General features: G+C 40.7%; 15 protein-coding genes. 6 read left to right on the top strand and 9 right to left on the bottom strand.

The features are described 5' to 3' along the window. Positions 1-335: 335 nt before the first annotated feature. Entirely contained in the window at positions 336-791 is a 456-nt protein-coding gene (locus BDD30_RS02015) for a hypothetical protein (RefSeq protein ID WP_015834029.1), read from the top strand. 476 nt (positions 792-1,267) lie between these two features. Continuing rightward, positions 1,268-1,678 carry a hypothetical protein gene (locus BDD30_RS23850; protein ID WP_015834030.1) on the top strand — a complete coding sequence of 137 codons (411 nt, stop codon included), beginning with the start codon at positions 1,268-1,270 and terminating at the stop codon, positions 1,676-1,678. Positions 1,679-2,394: 716 nt separating this feature from the next. On the opposite strand, the gene BDD30_RS02005 is transcribed toward BDD30_RS23850, so the two are convergent. Continuing rightward, positions 2,395-2,757: a helix-turn-helix domain-containing protein gene (locus BDD30_RS02005; RefSeq protein WP_015834031.1), complete on the bottom strand. Its 363-nt coding sequence runs from the start codon at positions 2,755-2,757 to the stop codon at positions 2,395-2,397. A gap of 262 nt (positions 2,758-3,019) precedes the next feature. On the opposite strand from BDD30_RS02005, the gene BDD30_RS02000 reads away from it, so the two are divergent. Further along, the gene (locus tag BDD30_RS02000) at positions 3,020-3,634 is read left to right on the top strand and encodes a hypothetical protein (protein ID WP_015834032.1); all 615 of its coding nucleotides are present in this window, start codon (positions 3,020-3,022) and stop codon (positions 3,632-3,634) included. Positions 3,635-3,694: 60 nt separating this feature from the next. Here BDD30_RS02000 and BDD30_RS01995 read toward each other — a convergent pair whose 3' ends face one another. The 7 genes from BDD30_RS01995 to ppsR form a co-directional block, all read right to left on the bottom strand. After that, entirely contained in the window at positions 3,695-4,489 is a 795-nt protein-coding gene (locus tag BDD30_RS01995) for a heme ABC transporter ATP-binding protein (protein WP_015834033.1), read from the bottom strand. Then, complete coding sequence (locus tag BDD30_RS01990; protein ID WP_015834034.1) at positions 4,489-5,490, bottom strand: FecCD family ABC transporter permease; 1,002 nt, start codon at positions 5,488-5,490, stop codon at positions 4,489-4,491. Before BDD30_RS01990 ends, BDD30_RS01995 begins: the two co-directional genes overlap by 1 nt. Then, positions 5,487-6,305: a heme/hemin ABC transporter substrate-binding protein gene (locus BDD30_RS01985; RefSeq protein ID WP_015834035.1), complete on the bottom strand. Its 819-nt coding sequence runs from the start codon at positions 6,303-6,305 to the stop codon at positions 5,487-5,489. The genes BDD30_RS01990 and BDD30_RS01985 overlap by 4 nt, the downstream gene beginning before the upstream one ends. After that, entirely contained in the window at positions 6,302-7,375 is a 1,074-nt protein-coding gene (locus BDD30_RS01980; protein ID WP_015834036.1) for a hemin-degrading factor, read from the bottom strand. Before BDD30_RS01980 ends, BDD30_RS01985 begins: the two co-directional genes overlap by 4 nt. Positions 7,376-7,407: 32 nt before the next feature. After that, complete coding sequence (locus BDD30_RS01975) at positions 7,408-9,495, bottom strand: TonB-dependent hemoglobin/transferrin/lactoferrin family receptor (protein ID WP_015834037.1); 2,088 nt, start codon at positions 9,493-9,495, stop codon at positions 7,408-7,410. 325 nt (positions 9,496-9,820) lie between these two features. Next, positions 9,821-10,867: a 3-deoxy-7-phosphoheptulonate synthase gene (locus BDD30_RS01965; RefSeq protein ID WP_015834038.1), complete on the bottom strand. Its 1,047-nt coding sequence runs from the start codon at positions 10,865-10,867 to the stop codon at positions 9,821-9,823. A 266-nt stretch (positions 10,868-11,133) separates the two neighbouring features. After that, positions 11,134-11,997 carry a posphoenolpyruvate synthetase regulatory kinase/phosphorylase PpsR gene (gene ppsR, locus BDD30_RS01960; protein WP_015834039.1) on the bottom strand — a complete coding sequence of 288 codons (864 nt, stop codon included), beginning with the start codon at positions 11,995-11,997 and terminating at the stop codon, positions 11,134-11,136. Positions 11,998-12,209: 212 nt separating this feature from the next. On the opposite strand from ppsR, the gene ppsA reads away from it, so the two are divergent. Beyond that, positions 12,210-14,588, top strand: a complete 2,379-nt coding sequence (gene ppsA, locus BDD30_RS01955; protein ID WP_015834040.1) for a phosphoenolpyruvate synthase — start codon at positions 12,210-12,212, stop codon at positions 14,586-14,588. Positions 14,589-15,034: 446 nt separating this feature from the next. On the opposite strand, the gene ydiK is transcribed toward ppsA, so the two are convergent. Beyond that, the gene (gene ydiK, locus BDD30_RS01950; RefSeq protein WP_015834041.1) at positions 15,035-16,144 is read right to left on the bottom strand and encodes an AI-2E family transporter YdiK; all 1,110 of its coding nucleotides are present in this window, start codon (positions 16,142-16,144) and stop codon (positions 15,035-15,037) included. Between the two features lie 220 nt (positions 16,145-16,364). On the opposite strand from ydiK, the gene ydiJ reads away from it, so the two are divergent. Continuing rightward, complete coding sequence (ydiJ, locus tag BDD30_RS01945) at positions 16,365-19,424, top strand: D-2-hydroxyglutarate dehydrogenase YdiJ (RefSeq protein WP_015834042.1); 3,060 nt, start codon at positions 16,365-16,367, stop codon at positions 19,422-19,424. Continuing rightward, positions 19,421-19,837 (top strand): hotdog fold thioesterase, encoded by a 417-nt coding sequence (locus BDD30_RS01940; RefSeq protein ID WP_015834043.1) that lies wholly within the window; start codon positions 19,421-19,423, stop codon positions 19,835-19,837. The genes ydiJ and BDD30_RS01940 overlap by 4 nt, the downstream gene beginning before the upstream one ends. Positions 19,838-20,253 lie beyond the last annotated feature (416 nt).

Raw genomic sequence — 20,253 nt, 5'->3', positions numbered from 1 at the left:
TCCAGGTAAAAATATCTATGGCTTTTATAACTGAGAATATTTTATCTCTCTGAGTAAATCCTAATGAAAGTAGTCTATATTATAAATATATAAAGCGGAAATTCGCTTTATGAGGTCGTAACATATATACCCAATAAATTTCGAGTTGCAGCGCGGCGGCAAATGAACGAATCCCCAGGAGCATAGATAACTATGTGACTGGGGTGAGTGAAAGCAGCCAACAAAGCAGCAACTTGAAGGATGAAGGGTATATCGTGTTCTAAGTGATCTTGTAGAAGAAAAAGTTGTATCAAAATGCAGTAAGCCATTCTAAACAACATAAGGAAAATATCTAAATGTTAGTACGTAAATCGTTGTTGGCCCTGTTTGCAACTGCTTCCTTAACTGCTGCGGGTATTGCTCATGCAGGACCAGCCGTAACAGTTACATTTAAGCATCTCGGTGCGCCGGGTAGCGCCGATGCTGTTTATACCATCGTTACTAATAATGAAGTCAGTACATACGTAAATGCATCAACCAAGCCCAAGGTTAGTGTAGAGCAAGGAGGTTTCGATCATTATCGGGTTCAAAGCCCGATTTCACCTGATGGAAATTATGCGATTGTGCGATATAAAATTGGAAATAAGACTTGTGTTTTTTCTACTACTTTCGTTAATACATATGTCAATGGTGTTAAATTGCCTAAGTGGAACAAGGGGGCAACTCCGAGCGGTGGTGCCATTTGCAATGCGACCATCACTTCTACTAACTTTGTGACTTACGAATGGTCAGTTGAATTCACTATGAAGTAATGAATAATGAGTCAGATTATTCTATTAGAGATATCTGGCTCATTTTATTATTTTTACTGAAATGATATTTAGTTAAATATCAGCTAGTTATTTTTTTAATTTCTACTGATTATATAATTATTAGCGATTATTATTAGGAGGTTTTTTTATTTATTATAATGGTAGGTGTAAACAACAAAATATATGATATGTATTAGCACTAAGTTAAAAATAAAAAACATACAGTAATTTAATTTGTTGTTATAAATTAATGTTAAATGTTTATTTTTTTTAGTTTGATTTTCTTTGGTATTTTATTGACGAATTAATGGTTCTAAACTATTTTTAAAGTTGTAAAGTTTTTTTATTTTTTATAAGTTTATGGATTATGATGGTTTAATATGGATGTTGATAAATTAGTTGGGTTTTTTTTGTGTAATATAAATTTTTATATTTGTAATTTGGTATAAACTCAATTTTATAAGGAATAATATATTATGACTGATCAAAACAATTCTAATGATATAGTTACCCCTAATGTGTCGATTTCTGATGTAACTGTGTCTTCTATTCAAATTGCTCCGGAAATAGCTAGAAACAATGTTCATGTAGTTATTATTGATGACAAAGGTGCTTCACGGGATTTTCTGCTGGATAACTCTGACGGGGGTTATCAAGGGAATGGTAGTTTAATAACTTTGCTTCTTGCACACCTTAATTCCAAAAAGGTCACTCTTAGAACTACTGGATATGAATATAATAAACATGGATATATCAACGGCGTATTAATTAAAGAGGATAAAGGCGGTAGTGGTGGCGGTAGTGGTGGCGGTGGTGGTGGTAGCGGTGGTGGTGGTAGCGGTGGTGGTAGTGGCGGCGGCGGTAGTGGTGGTGGTAGCAAAAATTAGGAATGATAAGTAAAGTAAAATTATGATAGGAATGAGAATTTCTATAGAAAATATTATTCGTTATCATTTACGTTGAAGATACTAAAAGTCCGTTATTCATTTGCTATTTTAAACTTGGACAATGTTCAAGTTGTCTGCAAAAATAGCGTCTATTGTGTTGAGTAGTGAATTAGAATTAATTTTAAATAAAACCCTGATGTTCAGTCTTCAGGGTTTTTATTTTTTAATTACTGAACTTTAGGAACGAAAATTCCTATAAATATCTGATAGATGATCTTTTCTTAGTTTTCTTCTATCAGGTTACTAAATATTGTTAAAAGTCATTCTAATTAATTTTATTTTATGAAAAAATCAGGAATCTTCGTTAATATTTATTGATTAAAAATAAGGAAGATGGTTTTTTAATATTTATGATTAATTTGTTTTTTGATCATTCTTTATCTGTCTGCTGACAGTAAAATGATTCTACTGATTGAATAAAAAATACCGTATATTATGATTTATATGAAAATATTTTTGTTTTTAAATTATATACCCTATGGATTTCAAGATGCATCGCGACGGCGAGGGAGCATAGATAACTCTGTGACCGGGGTGAGTGCAGTCAACAAAGAGGCAACTTGAAAGATAACGGGTATAGATAGCAGAAGAGAAGAATGGCCAATAAATTATTGACCATTAGAGAGTGCTGCCAATAAAGTTTAGGAAATCGATGATCACTCATAACCTAAGAAGTACTTTAATTCAGGTAGGTGACCATTCTCTCTGAATTTGGCAGGTGTGGTATTAAAATGTTTCTTGAAGATTCGAGTAAATGTTGCCTGAGAGCTGAAACCATACTGTAAGGCAATATCAAGGATTGGCATATTTCCTTCACGTAGAGATCTTGCCGCCTCATGTAAACGCCGTTTGCGAACGTATTCACCTAAGGTACAACCTTTTACCTCTTTAAACACTCTTTGCAGGTGCCACTTTGAGTAACCACTTTTGTCGGCAATAGTCTCTATTTTTATACCTTCGTTACGTTGAAGCTGAGTTTCGAGCCACCGGATAATATCGTTTACTACAATTTCTGACATTTTCACCTCCCACTAAGGTGGGCTAGTTGCTAAAATATTAGAGTCTGTTAGTTATTTCCATAATGATAATAACATAAGTTATTAATGTGTGTATTTTAAAATAAATCGGAAATATCGATAGGCAAAAAATGCTATTTATAGTTGATAATTATTATCATTTATAAAGATTTTCTTCACTTTAAAAATAAGTAGCATCAAATGCTCTGCATCAACTTATTTAAATTAGTATCATCTTTCGTTGTTCAATTTAATGGAGGTTGTAATGCAATCGGATTTGGCCTTTTTAACTAAAAGATTGGTATTTTTCATTCTGTATGCTCTGATCTTGGTCATAGTAATAGGCTTACTTTTTATCGATGTTATCTATTTGCAGAATGCAGTGAAGGAGAACTCATTAACTGAAATTTCTCAGGAGAGTATACTGTTTGTTATTTCTGCTGTATTTCTTCGGGAAGCAAGGAAGAATAGCAAATTACGCCCTGCCTTAATTTTGATGTCTGGTTTTTTTGCCTGTCTGTTGATAAGAGAACTGGATTCCATATTTGATGAAATATTTCATGGTGCTTGGGCGTGGATAGCCATTCCATTAGCGTTGATCTGTATTTTTTATGCTGTTCGTAGAGGTAAGGATACGTTAGCAGGGCTTGCTCATTTTGCTCGTCATCAAAGTTACGGCATGATGGTTGCGGGTATTTTATGTGTGTTGGTTTTTTCCCGTTTGTTTGGTATGGGAGAACTATGGCAAGGTTTAATGTTGGAACATTTTGAGCGCACAGTAAAAACTATGGCTGAAGAGGGATGTGAGCTCTTGGGTTATTGCTTTTGTCTGATTTCAGCTTTCTGGTATCTACCTGATGCAATAAAGTTTCGTGAATAGAATAGGTAAAGAAATAAGGCAGGCAAATTACTGAAATAATTTGCCTGTTAGCTTTTGCGATTATTGCCTCAGATAAATCTGAGGCTGCTGGGTTTCAGGGTGACGGGTGATACCAAGATCCGCTTGATACCATTTCCTTAGAATCTGATCACTCAACACATCTTCTGGCGTACCTGCTGCGACTAACTTCCCTTTATGTAACAGAAATATTTTATCTGCGTAGAGAGCAGCGAGATTTAGATCATGCAGAACGCAGCACATGGCTATGGGTTGTTCCCGAGTCAGCCGATAAAGCAGACGTAACGTATGCTGCTGGTGGTAGAGATCCAAAGCTGATGTCGGTTCATCGAGAAATAAACAACACTCTGTTGGTGTTGGATGCCAGAGCTGAGCAAGTACACGAGCTAATTGTACTCTTTGTTGTTCACCACCGGATAATTGTCGATAGTCGCGGTGGCGTAACTCTTGGCAATCTGTTTGCGCAATAACCGTATCAATTGCTATTTGTTTGTGATGATTGCCATGAGGCGAGCGTCCCATAGCAATAACCTCTTCCACACTAAAGGGGAAGGAGAGTGAACTGTATTGACGCATAACAGCACGGGTTCGTGCTAACTGTTGAGATGACCATTGCTCAATAGGTATTCCATGTAAATAACATTGCCCATATTCAGGCTTCATGTATCCCGTTAATAGCCGCAATAATGTGGATTTCCCAGCACCATTTGGTCCGATAATGGCGATAACCTCACCTTTCTTCACAGAGAGCGAAACATCATCAATTATTTTCTGATTACCAATCGAATAACTCAGATTCTTCGCCTGTAGAAAAATATTACTTTTTGTTGTATCCATTATGCGCGGTTCCCTGGCTGTTTGAGTATCAGCCATAAAAAATATGGGCCGCCGATTAAACCAGTGATTAGGCCAACAGGCATTTCTGCGGGGGAAACCAATGTTCTTGCTAGTGTATCTGCGGTAAGCAGAAGGGAAGCTCCTCCCAACGTAGCACCGGGAAGCAGCCAGTTATGATCGCCACCAAACTGCATTCTGATCAGATGCGGGATAACCAGCCCAACAAATCCAATGACACCACTTAATGCAACGGCGCTACCAATAAGTAGAGCGCTTAGCAGTAATAACTGGAATTTGGTGCGCTGGACATTAATACCAAGATAGTGAGCTTCTTCATCGCCTAATTGCAGCAGATTCAGTTTACGTGCCTGACTGAAAGTCAGGATGGTGGCTGGAATAATCAAAGAAGCAGCAATTGCCAGAGTTGGCCACTCTATTTGGCTAAGTGATCCCATCATCCATAAAGAGAATTGCCGCAATTGTTGATCGTCACTGACATAGCTTAGGACACCAATAGCAGACATACAGAGCGCATTAATGGCAATCCCGGCTAACAATAAACGAGCCAGATTTCCGGAGCTATATTTATTCAGTGAAAAAATCAGTAATGAAATTAATATACTGCCAATAAAGGCTGCAATAATATGTCCATATACAGTAATCGCAGCTGGTAGGCTAAATGGTAGGACAATGACCACGGCAACCATCAGTGCTGCACCACTGCTGATACCTAGTAGACTAGGATCTGCCAGTGGGTTACGAAATAACCCTTGCATCACGGCTCCGGAAGCCGCTAAAGCACAGCCAACCAGTATTGCTAATAATACTCTTGGCAATCTAATATTTAGCCAGATTTGCCACTGAGGATCACTGATAGAAGCTTCCCACAATGTCTTAAAAGATAGTGATAACGCACCCATATTGGCAGAGACAATAGCTAACACAGAGAGTAATAGACAAAGAAATACCACCCCTAAACCAGGGGATTTCATACGGCTCATTGAGCTTTCTCCGCCGCCTGTCTCAGTTGTTTCATCACTGTGGGGGTTTCGAGGCCAAAGCCAAGCAGCCCCATATCATCTACGATTAAAACCTGTTGTTTTTGGCCTGCTGGGGTGTGTTTCAATCCGGGTAATTGCCAGATTTTATCTAAACCGCCCATTGATTTGATGCCGTCCTCAGTCACCAGTAATAAATTTGGCGCACTGGCAATAACACCTTCCTGAGAAAGTGGGCGATAATTGTTAAAGCCTTGCATTGCATTAGTTGCGCCAATAGCACGGATCATTTTATCGGCAGCGGTTTTCTGCCCGGCAGCCATTGGTATGATACCCCCGTGACTCATTACAAACAGAATACGGGTTGGCAATTTGGTTGTTGGTATGACCGCCAGCTCTTTTTGATATTGTTGAATCAGCTGTTCGCCACGTTTAACTTGATTGACCGCCTTAGCGACGGTCTTAATTTTTTCAGGAATGGCTTCTAACGTTGCTTTTCCGGTTATCTGAATAACTTCGATTCCAGAGTCTTGGATTTGCTTGAGAGCTAGTGAAGGCTTTGCCAGTTCACTGGTCAGAACCAGTGTCGGATGCATAGAAAGAATGCCTTCAGGGTTAAGCATCCTCATATAGCCGACATCCGGTAAAGAAAGTAACTCTGTTGGTTTCAGGCTGGTACTGTCTCTGGCGATAACTTTTTCACCTTCACCTAGTGCAAAAACAATTTCAGATACATCACCACCAATAGTAACGATGCGCTCAGTGGAAAAAGCACTGAACGATACCATAAGGACAAATGTTAGAAGCCATTGTTTCATGCTACACGCTCTTCCTGTACTGGTTGCAATTTTGGCAGAGCAGCCACTTGCTCACGCCACTTAGTTTGCTCAGGAGTGCCTTCTGTGCGCTGACCAAACAATTGAGCAATTTGATTGCCATTAGCATCAAATAATTCAAGGCTGGTGACGAAACCATCAGTTGTCGGTTTGCGAGTTACCCAACTTTCAGCAATAGCACTCTCTATTAAATGTAGTGTGAAATTGCGGTTAAAGATATTAATCCATTTTTGATCTGAGTTTTCTTCCTGATATGGCATCAGACGTTCCAGTTTACCGGTGAAGATTTGCACGCAACCACGGTTACCAACAAAAATCATAATTTCGTTTTGATCACCATAAGCGGTATTGATGATCTCACTCAAAGCAGAATTTTCTACTCTGTAGGCGAGATCGTCCTGTACAGCATTGAAAATTTGTTGGCGGCTCAAATTATGGCGGTTAAGCATAATGAAGAATTGATGAACATCGGTCATGGCTCGCCATTCTTCATCAAGCTGCGTTTTCAGTTCATTTGTTATTACTGAATGATGAGTCCCCTCTACAGGTTTGATAACCAGTGCTGGGTTTTCTTCTGTTTGATATTTTTCGATCAGGGTTTCCCAGGCTGCCATATCAGTATGACTTGTCGCATAAACTTTATGTAGAGCATCACCTTGATGATCAAAAAACTGGATGCTGTGGCGCATACCATTTTTTGCTGGTTCAACCAGATAAAATACACTGCTCCAGTGATTGAAAAACATCCGCAAATCGAGTTCACGAGGGTTTAGGATCAGCCCTGCATGGCTGCTGAAACGTGTATTTTCATACCGGCCAATTTGTTCATGAACTGCAAAGTCATTGCGGGTAATTGCTTTAGTTTCACCAACAACAGCCAGCTCTTCCAATAACGTGGGGGCATCAACATCAAGGCGTTTGGCATCTACACCAACGCGGCTGTGCAATAACTCACCTTCACTGACATTCAGATAAGCAGCCAGATCCCGGGCATATTTGGCTTTGTTGTCAGCTTTGGCTTGCAGGTAACGTTCATAAAGTGATGGATTCACAATTTAGCTCCTTAAAAATACAGTGCATTAAATTACCACTGGTAACTGACCAATAGTTTGGCATTGCGGCCATCCTGCGGTACTCCCTGTGGTGAGTAGTATTCTTTATCAAAGGCGTTACCTAGAACTGCCGTAGTGGTCACACCTTTTAACATTCCTTCGCCTTGGTAGCTGACGTAGAAGTCATTAATCCCATAGCCGGCTTGCTGTTTGAGGTCGTTACCTTTGTCGTCTTTGCCTTTGAAATCAGTATGATTTGTGAATTGGCTTATCCAACCTACAGAAAAACCGGTCTGTGCAATGGGGATATCCAGTATGCTGGTGATAGTATCTGGGCTAAGGTTATTAAGGGAATAACCGCTTTTTTCGTCTTTGCCTTCAGTGCGGTTGTAAGCCAGCTCCCAGGAGAACAGGCTGGATTCATAATTCATAGAAATATCCCAACCCCAAATCTTGGCACTGGGTACATTAGTAGATGTTGTGTTCAGGTATATTGGATCGCCAGATCTTGATTTGACTATCTCGCCCGATTTTGTTTTAAGCGGATTAGTAAGTTCTAACTTAATATAATCTTTAGCTTTGGTATCAAAATAGCTGGCTTTAAATTTCAGCTCATCATTTTCTGCCAGCAAGTTATCAAAACGTAGCCCGAAACCAGATTCCCATGTTTCGTTACTTTCTGGGCGGAGATTAGGGTTAGGTATCCAGTAGTTATTCATTCCTGGACCCATCGGGTAGTGCCTGGAATCGTTATACATTTCTTTCATTGTCGGCGCTCGGAAAGCTTGAGCATACGAGGTAAACAGCATTGACCAATCAGTTGGTGTGATGCTGATAGCACCTTTAGAAGACCATTTATCCGCGTTGACATCCTTATATTTAGAATTGGTTCCTTTATAGTTGTCATAACGAGTGCCAGCGATAATAGATATTGGCAGGTCACGCAAGGTTATTTCATCTTGCACCCAACCGGAAGAGAAGCGGATATCGGCATCTGGGAAGCTATCCGTGTTGCCCCCTGGGGTTTGTTTCTGTTGGTAAGTTTCACCACCGTAGGTAAATTGATGTGCTAATGGACTGTCTGTCCACAGGCGGGAGCGGTTTTCCAGTTTTACGCCATAGGTTTTTTGCTTGCGGCCTTCGAAACCCTTTTCTTTAGTGCGGGCATCAATCGTGATATCCGAATAATAAAGATTAGCCTTGGCATTTAACCAATCATATTCTGCTGGATTTAATTGGTAGCTTAATTGGGCATCACGCTGAGTTGTTGTTCGGTCAGACCATGAGTCAGGTTTTTCATTTTTCCCGATGAGCATTTGTGGATTTTTAGGTTGTTTCGCTTCATTGCGGTAATAGCGTAACTGGCTGCTTAGGGACTGGTTTTCATTAATTTTCCAACTACCTTTTGCTATTAGATTACTGATAAATTCATCATTATCAGCCGTCAAACCATTGCTATTGCGGATATTACCAGCATCACGCGTACTGAATGCAAATAAACCATCCAGAGATTCTGTTTTGCCGAAAGTCGCACCGCCAAAACCTATGCTATGGTCACCGGTTGCACCGCGGGCAAAGACGCGGAATCCGTGATTTTGACCCGCTTGCAGAAGATCTTCGGCATCTACAGTTTGATAGGCGACAACACCGCCTAAGGCACCACTGCCGTAGAGTAGAGCTGAAGGACCACGTACCACTTCGACTTGTTTGATTAGTGCTGGGTCCAGGAACGTGCCATTAATATGGCCGGTATCTGTACCTTGACGGATGCCGTCAATCAATGTCAAAACACCTTGTGGACCATAACCACGCAGGCTAATGTCTTGTCCGTTGGCGCGGTTTGTACCGGCTATATTAATGCCGGGTATTTTTCTGATGAGATCATTGGCATTGCCAGCTGTCTGACTTTGTGGTGATTTATTATTTATCACTGTTACCATCATGGGTGCTTCGAAACTATCCCTTTCATTACCTGTTGCATAAACCGTTATCACATCGTGGGATGATTTATCGCTTTCGGAATCGGGCGATTTTGTTGCTGCATAAACAGTTGGAATACTACTGATAATTGCCAGGCTTAGCGCTGATAATTTAAGTGTTGATTTCGCAGATTGAGACATCAGACGAATCCCCATAATAATATTTTGTGATTTATGGATATAGCGAGCTGCCCCGAATACATGTTCTGGGTGGCTGGCTGGGTTGTCTTTATATATATTTAGTTAATATTAGCTTATCGGTTTTAGTTTGGCGAAATTGGTAGAATTTTTAGTCATAAGTCCGATTAGAGAATACTAACTATTATTATATTGAGAATCATTATCGTTATATGAAGAGATGACTTCAAGTAATATTTTTAACGTTCAGGATCAATATATTGATGCAAGTTATTAATGTATTGTGAGTTAGCCTTTGATGAATCAAAAGGCTAACTCAGAAAAGGACTTAAAAACGAGCACTTACTGCTTTGGTAAGAGTTTCAATAAGTTGTTCTGTATCTTGCCAGCTTAGGCAAGGATCTGTGATAGATTGACCGTAATTCAGTGGCTGCCCTGGAATGATTTTTTGAGCGCCTTCAATCAGAAAGCTTTCAGCCATCACACCGACAATTGCGGTAGAACCATCTTGAATCTGTTGACCTACTTCTTTTGCTACATCCAGTTGGCGTTTGTGTATTTTCTGGCAATTACCGTGGCTGAAATCGACGACTAAATGCTCCGGTAAATCAAATTTACGTAGTTGATCACAAGTTGAGGCAATATCTTCGGCACTGTAGTTGGGTTGTTTACCTCCACGCATAATAATATGGCCATATGGGTTGCCTTCGGTTTGGTAGACAGTCATTTGACCATGCTTATCCGGCGATAAGAATGTGTGACTGGCACTGGCTGCTCGGATGGCATCTATTGCTATTCGGGTATTGCCATCAGTTCCGTTTTTAAAACCAATCGGGCAGGAGAGTGCTGATGCCATTTCGCGATGAATTTGACTTTCAGTTGTTCTGGCGCCGATGGCTCCCCAGCTAATCAGATCAACAATATACTGGCTGGTTACGATATCGAGAAATTCGGTTGCGGTGGGTAAACCCAACTCGTTTATGCCAACGAGTAATTTCCGGGCCAAGGTAATACCGCGATTTATCTGACAGGAACCGTCGAGATCTGGATCTGAAATAAGACCTTTCCAGCCTAAAACTGTACGCGGTTTTTCAAAATATGTGCGCATGACAATTTCCAGTCTATGCTGGTATTTTTTGCGTAATATATTTAGTTGATAAGCATAATCTAAAGCAGCATCAACATCATGAATAGAGCAAGGACCGACGATAACCATAAGTCGTGGGTCATTCCCGGACAAAATGGCTTCAATACGTTTTCGTGACGCTGTCACATTATTGGCGATTTTTTCGGATACAGGAAATTGACTCGCAAGAGCCTGAGGCGTTACCAGACTATCGACGCAGTGAGTCCTTAAACCATCTGTTCTGGGCATATATTTTCTCAAAGTTCGTTCCATACTAGCGTGTGTCTATATATACCCTTTATCCTTCAAGTTGCTGCTTTGTTGGCTGCTTTCACTTACCCCAGTCACATCGTTATCTATGCTCCTGGGGATGTGTTCATTTGCCGCCGCGCTGCAAATTGAAATCTATTGGGTATAGATAATTAAAATTACGATAAACGAAAATAGTTAAATTAAACAAACAATATAGTTATTCATATGATAAATTTTTTTCAATTGTTTATATTAATATATTCTTAAAACATTCGGCGTTTTAGCTTCATTGTATCGATTATTTTGGTAGAGATTTCTTCAACAGAATAATTTGTGGTATTAAGATAATTAATCTTATTCTTACGGAATAAAGCTTCAACTTCAGCAATTTCTATTCTGCATTGTCTTAATGATGCATAACGGCTATTTTCTCGACGTTCTTCCCTAATAGCGGCTAATCGTTCGGGGCTTATAGTTAAACCGAATAACTTATGCTGAAATTGTTTTAATGTTGCAGGTAATTGCAAATTATCCATATCGTCCGCAGTAAAAGGATAATTTGCAGCTTGGATACCAAATTGCATGGCTAAGTAGAGACTGGTAGGCGTTTTTCCACAGCGAGATACGCCCAATAGAATAACCTGTGCTTGGTCAAGATTACGTAAAGAGATACCATCATCATGTGCCAGAGCATAATCAATAGCAGCTATGCGTGCGTCATATTGACTGAGATTCTTCTCTGTCAGGCCATGAGTACGGTTAAGTTCAGGTTTGGGTTCCAGCCCGGTTTCTTTCTGTAATGGAGCCACTAGCGTTTGGACAATATCCTGACAAAATCCTTCGCTGCTGGTGATAATATTTTTCACTCCAGAAGAGATAATAGAATAGAAAACTAAAGGTCTTATACGCGTATCCTGATATATTTGGTTTATTTGCTGCTTTATTTCTTTTGCACGATTTTCACTTGCAACAAAGGGAAGAGTATGTGAAGTCACTTTAATGGGAAATTGTGATAATACTGCATGCCCCAATACTTCCGCGGTAATTGCTGTTCCATCAGAAATAAAGAAAACAGTACGTTCAACATTGTTATTTTCTTCTGATATTTTTAGTCTGGCTTTTGTCATGATATTTATCGTGGCCTTTGATCTTAATCGTTCAATTCAGTGAAATAGGATAGCGATTTTTTACAGATTATACTCGTAAAAAAATAATATTGTTTGGTTGATCGATTCACCTTTCTATGTGTGTCAAAACATTGTGTTAGTCTATTTACGGCTGCTAAGTGCAGTGCCCATTTTCCGACTTGTTCCTCACGAATGTTAAAAGGATTGTTTTAATGCCCAATAATGACCTCACCCCGTGTAATGTGCTTTGGTATAACCAATTAGGTATGCATGATGTTGACCGGGTGGGTGGTAAAAACGCCTCCCTGGGAGAAATGATCACCAACCTGTCAGAATTGGGGGTTTCTGTTCCGAATGGCTTTGCTACGACAGCACAGGCATTTAATGATTTTCTGGAACAAAGCGGCGTCAATCAGCGTATTTATAATTTACTGGATGAAACCGATGTTGATGATGTCAGCCAGCTGGCTAAAGCGGGCGCACAAATTCGCCAATGGGTGATAGATACGCCATTTACTCCGCAATTAGAAAAAGATATCCAAGAGGCTTATCAACAATTGTCCGAAGGGGAGCCAGATGCCTCTTTTGCTGTGCGTTCTTCTGCAACTGCCGAGGATATGCCTGATGCTTCTTTTGCAGGGCAGCAGGAAACTTTTCTGAATGTACAGGGTATTGATGCTGTGATGATTGCCATCAAGCATGTGTTTGCTTCATTGTTTAATGATCGGGCTATTTCCTATCGTGTCCATCAGGGTTATGACCATCGAGGGGTTGCACTATCAGCGGGTGTACAGCGTATGGTGCGTTCTGATCTCGCTTGCTCGGGTGTAATGTTTACTATTGATACTGAATCAGGATTTGATCAGGTTGTATTTATTACATCGGCTTACGGACTGGGTGAAATGGTTGTTCAGGGGGCAGTGAATCCGGATGAATTCTATGTTCATAAACCAACTCTGAATAAAGGTTATCCTGCAATTGTTCGCCGCAATCTTGGCTCTAAAAAGCTGCATATGATCTACGCTGATAATAAAGAGCATGGTAAGCAGGTACGTATTGAAGATGTGGCAGAATCACAACGCAATCGTTTCTCCTTAGCTGATGAAGAAGTTGAGGCGCTGGCTCGTCAGGCTCTGTTGATTGAGAAACATTATGGCCGGCCAATGGATATTGAATGGGCCAAAGATGGTCATAATGGCAAGTTATACATTGTGCAGGCGCGTCCTGAGACTGTCCGCTCAAATCAGAAGGTGATGGAACGCTATCAATTAAATGAACGAGGTCGGATATTAGTAGAAGGGCGTGCCATAGGTCATCGTATTGGTTCAGGCACAGTAAAAGTTATCCATAACTTAAATGAAATGGAGCGCATCCAAGCGGGCGATGTTTTGGTCACCGATATGACTGATCCAGATTGGGAACCTATTATGAAAAAAGCGGCTGCGATTGTAACTAATCGAGGGGGCCGCACTTGCCACGCAGCAATTATTGCTCGCGAATTGGGAATTCCAGCTGTTGTTGGATGTGGTGATGCAACCGAACGTCTGAAAGAAAATCAGCAGGTTACGGTTTCCTGTGCGGAGGGTGATACCGGTTTTGTTTATCAGGATCAACTGAATTTTACGGTGCAAAGTTCCCAGGTCGATCGATTACCTGAGCTTGATGTGAAAATTATGTTGAACGTCGGCAACCCAGACCGTGCATTTGATTTTGCCCGTTTGCCGAATGAAGGTGTAGGTCTTGCCCGTTTGGAATTTATTATCAACCGGATGATAGGGGTCCATCCTCGCGCATTATTAGAGTTTGAACAGCAATCCCCAGAATTACAGCAAGAAATAAAATCTTTAATGGCGGGTTATGATGATCCGATTGAATTCTATGTTGGGCGCCTGACTGAAGGGATCGCGACTTTGGCGGCTGCATTTTGGCCGAAACGGGTTATTGTGCGTCTGTCTGACTTTAAATCCAATGAATATGCTAACTTGGTTGGTGGCAATATTTATGAACCTGATGAAGAGAACCCTATGCTGGGTTTCCGTGGTGCGGGACGTTATGTTTCTGACAGCTTCCGTGACTGTTTTGCATTAGAGTGTGAAGCGGTTAAACGTGTACGTAATGATATGGGGCTGACAAACGTTGAGATTATGATCCCATTTGTGCGTACCGTTGCTCAGGCTGAAGCTGTTGTTGCTGAGCTGGCATTGCAAGGGTTGAGACGTGGTCAGAATGGATTGAAAGTCATTATGATGTGCGAGATTCCTTCCAACGCAATTCTGGCAGAACAATTCCTTGAACACTTTGATGGTTTCTCTATTGGTTCTAATGATATGACTCAACTTACTCTTGGCTTGGACCGGGATTCGGGTGTGGTATCTGAACTATTTGATGAACGTAATGATGCAGTCAAAGCTATGCTTTCATTAGCTATCCAAGCAGCTAAGCGTCAAAACAAATATGTGGGAATTTGTGGCCAAGGTCCTTCAGACCATCAAGATTTTGCTCACTGGTTGATGAAAGAGGGAATTGATAGCCTGTCATTAAATCCAGATACCGTTGTGAAAACCTGGTTAGAGTTAGCGAAAGAGAGTTAACTGCGAATAATACGCAATTGGAACTAACAGCCCGTCAAAATGGCGGGTTTTTTTAATGATGAGAGCAAACGGATGACATTATTCTGGAGGAGCACAAAAATAGTAAAAAAAAAGCCTATCGTGGGCTCGATAGGCAAAGACTACACACAGCAATATACGCGTTCCTAATTACTAGAACCATCAAAAGGAGAAATAAACGTCTCGTTCATAGCCCGTCCATATTAATTTAGTTGAATAGTTTATTCATTAAGAATAGTCCTAATTTACGTATTATTTATCGACAAAAATGGCGATATTTAACCTTTTTTTAACATTTATTTGACAATATTTATATCTAATAAACTCGTATTTCAGATGAATGATTAGATGTATCTGTATAAGGCTATAATTTAGCGAAAGAATTAATCCTCTTTCGCTATATGTGGCAAAATTAATTGTCGGAAAAATTATTCTGAGAATTTTTTTTCCAGATATTTCTCAGTTTCTGTCAAATCATTTTTGGGTTCTGGGATTTCATTCATCCATGCAATTAATAAACGATAAGCAACGGCTAACACAACGGGTCCGATAAATAGACCGATCATACCGAATGAGAGTATTCCGCCAATAACACCGGTTAATATCAGGGCCATAGGCAAGTCTGCGCCCAGACGGATTAAAAACGGACGAAGAAATCCATCCATTGTTGTTACTACACAGCTCCAGACCAATAGCGCGGTTCCCCAGGTTGTATCACCTGTCCAGTAAAGCCAGGCGACAGCAGGAACTAAAATCAGCAATGGACCGATTTGGGCAACACAACAGACAAACATGAGCACTGTTAGCAAAGTAGCATAAGGAATACCTGAAACAGCCAAGCCAATACCACCGATAATAGCTTGAACCAAAGCAGTAACGACTACTCCGAGCGCCACAGCACGGATAGATTGCGCTGCCAGAAGGATGGCGGCATCTCCACGTTTATCTGCCAAGCGAACAGCAAAATGGCGAATACTCATTGTCACTTGTTCACCTTTTAGATATAGCAACACACTGAATAGCACCATCAAAGCAAGATGAAAAACAAAACGTCCGGCATTTGCCGCTTGAGTAAAGAACCAGGTTGCAGCTTCTCCGATATAGGGCTGGACTTTGGCAATCAGAACATTCCCGCCATCAGTAATCAGTGAGTTCCAACCGCTGTAGAGTTTATCACCAACGAGAGGAATGCTGCTCAGCCAGGTCATGGCTGGCATTTGAAAATTAGTGGGGGATTTAGCCCACGCAATTAATGGTGCACTGTTTTCTAATAAGCTACTAACCAGTAATACAATGGGAATCACAAATAATAGAATTAGTAATAATGTCATAATGGCGACGGCAAGCCAGCGTTTACCCCATAAGCTGTTTTGTAGTTTTTCCAGTAAAGGCCAGGTAGCGATAACAACCATTCCGGCCCAGACAAAACCAAGGATGAAGGGCTTCATCACCCAGAAACTGGTAACGATTAAGAGTGAAAGAAAGATTAAGGTAAACAATAACTTTGGTAGATCATAATGCGACTGTGATTTGTCCATAAGTTAATTTCTCTAAGTAATTCAGTGGCGATAAAGATAATAAATAAGATGTTATCTATAGGTTACTCAAAATAGGTGAATATTATGATAAGGTAAACGCTTGCCTTCTCAGATAGTAGGTTAGTAGTGATTAATTGTTACGGTTGGCTAAAGTATCAAACTCAAAGAGTAGTATAAATAAATCAATGTGGACACTTATTTTACAAGGATCAAAACGATAATGATCCCACGCATATCACAAGCCCCTCACGTCAGTGAGTTGGCACAGGAATTCTTGGATACACTGAAAGAGCAAGGATTTACTGGAGATGCTACAAGCAGCTATGCAGATCGTCTGACAATGGCGACAGATAACAGCATCTATCAGTTATTGCCGCAGGCTATTATTTTCCCTCGATCCGGAGCAGATGTGGTTTTGCTGGCCCGTATCGCAGGTGAAAGAAAATACCAGAATTTAACATTTACTCCGCGCGGAGGGGGAACAGGCACAAACGGTCAGGCTCTCAATAGTGGTATCGTGGTGGATATGTCCCGTTATATGAATCGCATCCTTGAAATTAACCCAGAGCAGGGCTGGGTGAGAGTAGAAGCGGGTGTGATTAAAGATCAACTGAACCAATATTTGCGTCCGTATGGTTATTTCTTTTCACCAGAACTTTCAACTAGTAACCGAGCGACACTGGGTGGCATGATTAATACCGATGCTTCCGGTCAAGGTTCGTTGGTATATGGTAAAACTTCCGATCATGTTCTTGGCTTACAGGCCGTGTTGTTGGGTGGAGAGCTACTTGATACCCGCGTTATGGACATAGCGCTGGCGGAATCGATTGCGCAAGAAGATTCTGTGACAGGTCGTATTTATAACACGGTGCTTAACCGTTGCCGTGAACAACGTGAACTTATCGTCGAAAAATTTCCTAAACTTAATCGTTTTCTGACGGGTTATGATTTGCGTCATGTTTTCAGTGACGACATGCAGAAGTTTGATTTAGGCCGTATCTTGACTGGTTCAGAAGGAACGCTAGCTTTTATTACGGAAGCTGTTCTGGATATTACACCGTTGCCAAAAGTTAGGCGGTTGGTGAACGTAAAATATGATTCATTTGATTCTGCACTGCGTAATGCGCCTTTTATGGTAAATGCAAAGGCTTTATCGGTTGAAACTGTGGATTCCAAAGTTCTGAACTTAGCGCGTGAGGATATTGTCTGGCATTCAGTTAAAGAGTTGATTACTGATGTGCCTGGTAAGGACATGCAGGGGTTGAATATTGTTGAGTTCAGTGGCGATGACCAACAATTAATAGATCAGCAAGTAACAACCCTCTGTCAGCGTCTTGATGAACTTATGGATAACAAGCAGGCGGGTGTCATTGGTTACCAAGTTTGTCGGGAATTAGATGATATTGAGCGTATTTATGCGATGCGTAAGAAATCCGTTGGCTTACTAGGTAATAGTAAAGGTGCTGCGAAACCGATCCCGTTTGTGGAAGATACTTGCGTACCGCCACAGCATCTCGCTGATTATATTGCAGAATTCCGACAGCTACTGGATAGCCATCATCTCAATTATGGCATGTTTGGCCATGTAGATGCGGGTGTATTGCATGTCCGGCCAGCACTGGATATGTGTGATCCCCAGCAAGAAATATTGATGAAACAGATTTCTGATGAAATTGTCAGTCTTACCGCGCGTTATGGTGGTTTGTTGTGGGGTGAACATGGTAAAGGATTTCGTGCTGAATACAGCCCTGAGTTTTTCGGTAGCATCCTGTATGAAGAATTGCGTCGGATTAAGGCTGCTTTTGACCCGGATAACCGTTTGAATCCGGGCAAAATCTGTTCACCGATTGGTATTGATGCGCCAATGATGAAAGTCGACGCGGTTAAACGAGGAACTTATGACCGGGAAATTCCGATAAATGTAAGAAATACATTCCGTGGCGCTATGGAGTGTAATGGTAATGGCCTCTGTTTTAATTTCGATGTGAACAGCCCGATGTGTCCATCAATGAAAATTAGTCAACAGCGTATCCACTCGCCGAAAGGACGGGCAACATTAGTGCGTGAATGGCTTCGTCTTTTAACAGAACAGGGCATGGATCTGAAACTGCTACAACCAGGATTGGCACAAAAACGGCCAAGCCTGCGTGGGTTGATTGAGAAGACGCGTAATAGCTGGCAAACATGGCGTGGAGAGTATGATTTTTCTCATGAAGTAAAAGATGCAATGTCTGGTTGTCTGGCATGTAAAGCTTGTTCAACACAGTGTCCGATTAAAATTGATGTGCCGTCATTCCGAGCACGTTTTCTTGAGTTATATCATGGTCGTTATTTCCGCCCCTTGCGTGATTATATTGTGGCAAGTGCGGAAAGTAGCACACCATTAATGGCTAAGGCACCGCGGGTATTTAATTTCTTCTTGAAACAGCCATGGGTGCAGGAATTGAGCCGCCGGACCATCGGAATGGTAGATTTACCTTTATTATCCAGTCCGACACTGCATCAACAGCTTGCTGGTCATTATGCGCTTTCTACCACTTTAGAACAGCTTGAAAAGATGGATCAGGATCACCGTGATAAACATGTGTTGATCGTTCAAGACCCATTCACTAGCTATTACGATGCTAAAGTTGTGGCTGACTTTGCCTGTTTGGTAGAAAAATTGGGATATAAACCGATATTGTTGCCATTTTCTCCTAATGGTAAGGCTCAACATGTCAAAGGATTTTTATCCCATTTTGCTCAAACGGCCAGAAAAACGTCAGATTTCCTTAATAGGGTATCTGATTTGGGAATTCCTATGGTTGGTGTTGATCCCGCATTGGTATTGTGTTACCGGGATGAATACAACGAAATTCTTGGTGAACAGCGAGGTAAGTTCGAGGTTCAGCTTGTGCATGAATGGTTGATTAATGCCTTGCCAGAGAAAATGGATCATAAAGAAGAGTTCAGTGATAAATGGTATCTGTTAGGACATTGTACGGAAGTGACTATGCTACCGGGCAGTAGTAAACAGTGGGAAAAAATTTTCCATCGGCTGGGTAGCAAGCTAGATAATATCAGTGTAGGCTGCTGTGGAATGGCTGGAACATATGGTCATGAAAACAAAAATATAAAACACTCTATTGGTATCTATAAATTATCCTGGCAACCTGCCTTGCAAAAATTACCATTGGAGCGTTGCCTGAGTTCTGGTTATTCCTGTCGTAGTCAGGTTAAGCGGATAGAAGGGCAAGTACTTAAGCATCCGTTGCAAGCTTTATTGGAGATAATCCCATGATTTGGAAACGTGATATTGGACTGGAGAGCCTGAATAAAGTAAGTAGCCAATGTATGATGGGTCATCTGGGCATAAAAATCACGCATATCGGTGATAACTTTATCGAAGGTACAATGCCTGTTGATTATCGCACCCAACAACCATTTGGTTTATTACATGGTGGTGCGTCGGTTGTATTGGCAGAATCACTTGGTTCTTTGGCTGGGTATCTCTGTTCTGAAGGTGAGAAAAAAGTTGTTGGGTTAGAAATAAATGCTAACCATATCCGTTCTGTTCGCAGTGGTGAGGTGAAGGGAGTGTGTAAACCACTCCATCTTGGGCGTAATCATCAAGTATGGAGAATCGATATTTTTGATGATCGGCAACATCTGTGTTGTACTTCCCGATTAACCACATCAGTTTTACCTGGATAAAATATATACTCAATAGATTTCGAGTTGCAGCGCGGCGGCAAGTGAACGCATCCCCAGGAGCATAGATAACTATGTGACTGGGGTAAGTGAAAGCAGCCAACAAAGCAGCAGCTTGAAAGATGAAGAGTATAAAACAAAAGTGAAAGTAGGTTATTGATGTGGAATAACCTACTATTTAAGTGAAAAAGTTATTATTCACGGTAATTGAATTTAATTGTGACAGCCATCCAAGAAATATATATATTCCTTGAATCTTATCGATATTTTTATAATATTATGGATTATTTGAGTTTTTTATATATCCGATGAATTTAAAAGTTGAATTATATTAAGTAAATTAATATTGGAATAGATAAAAAAACCAATGAAAAATTTTTATTTAGATTTGTAAGCTCTGGTATATCAATTAACGCTAA

This window comes from Photorhabdus asymbiotica (genome assembly GCF_003634575.1).
GTDB classification, from domain to species: domain Bacteria; phylum Pseudomonadota; class Gammaproteobacteria; order Enterobacterales; family Enterobacteriaceae; genus Photorhabdus; species Photorhabdus asymbiotica.
This window is presented reverse-complemented; position numbering and strand designations above follow the sequence as displayed.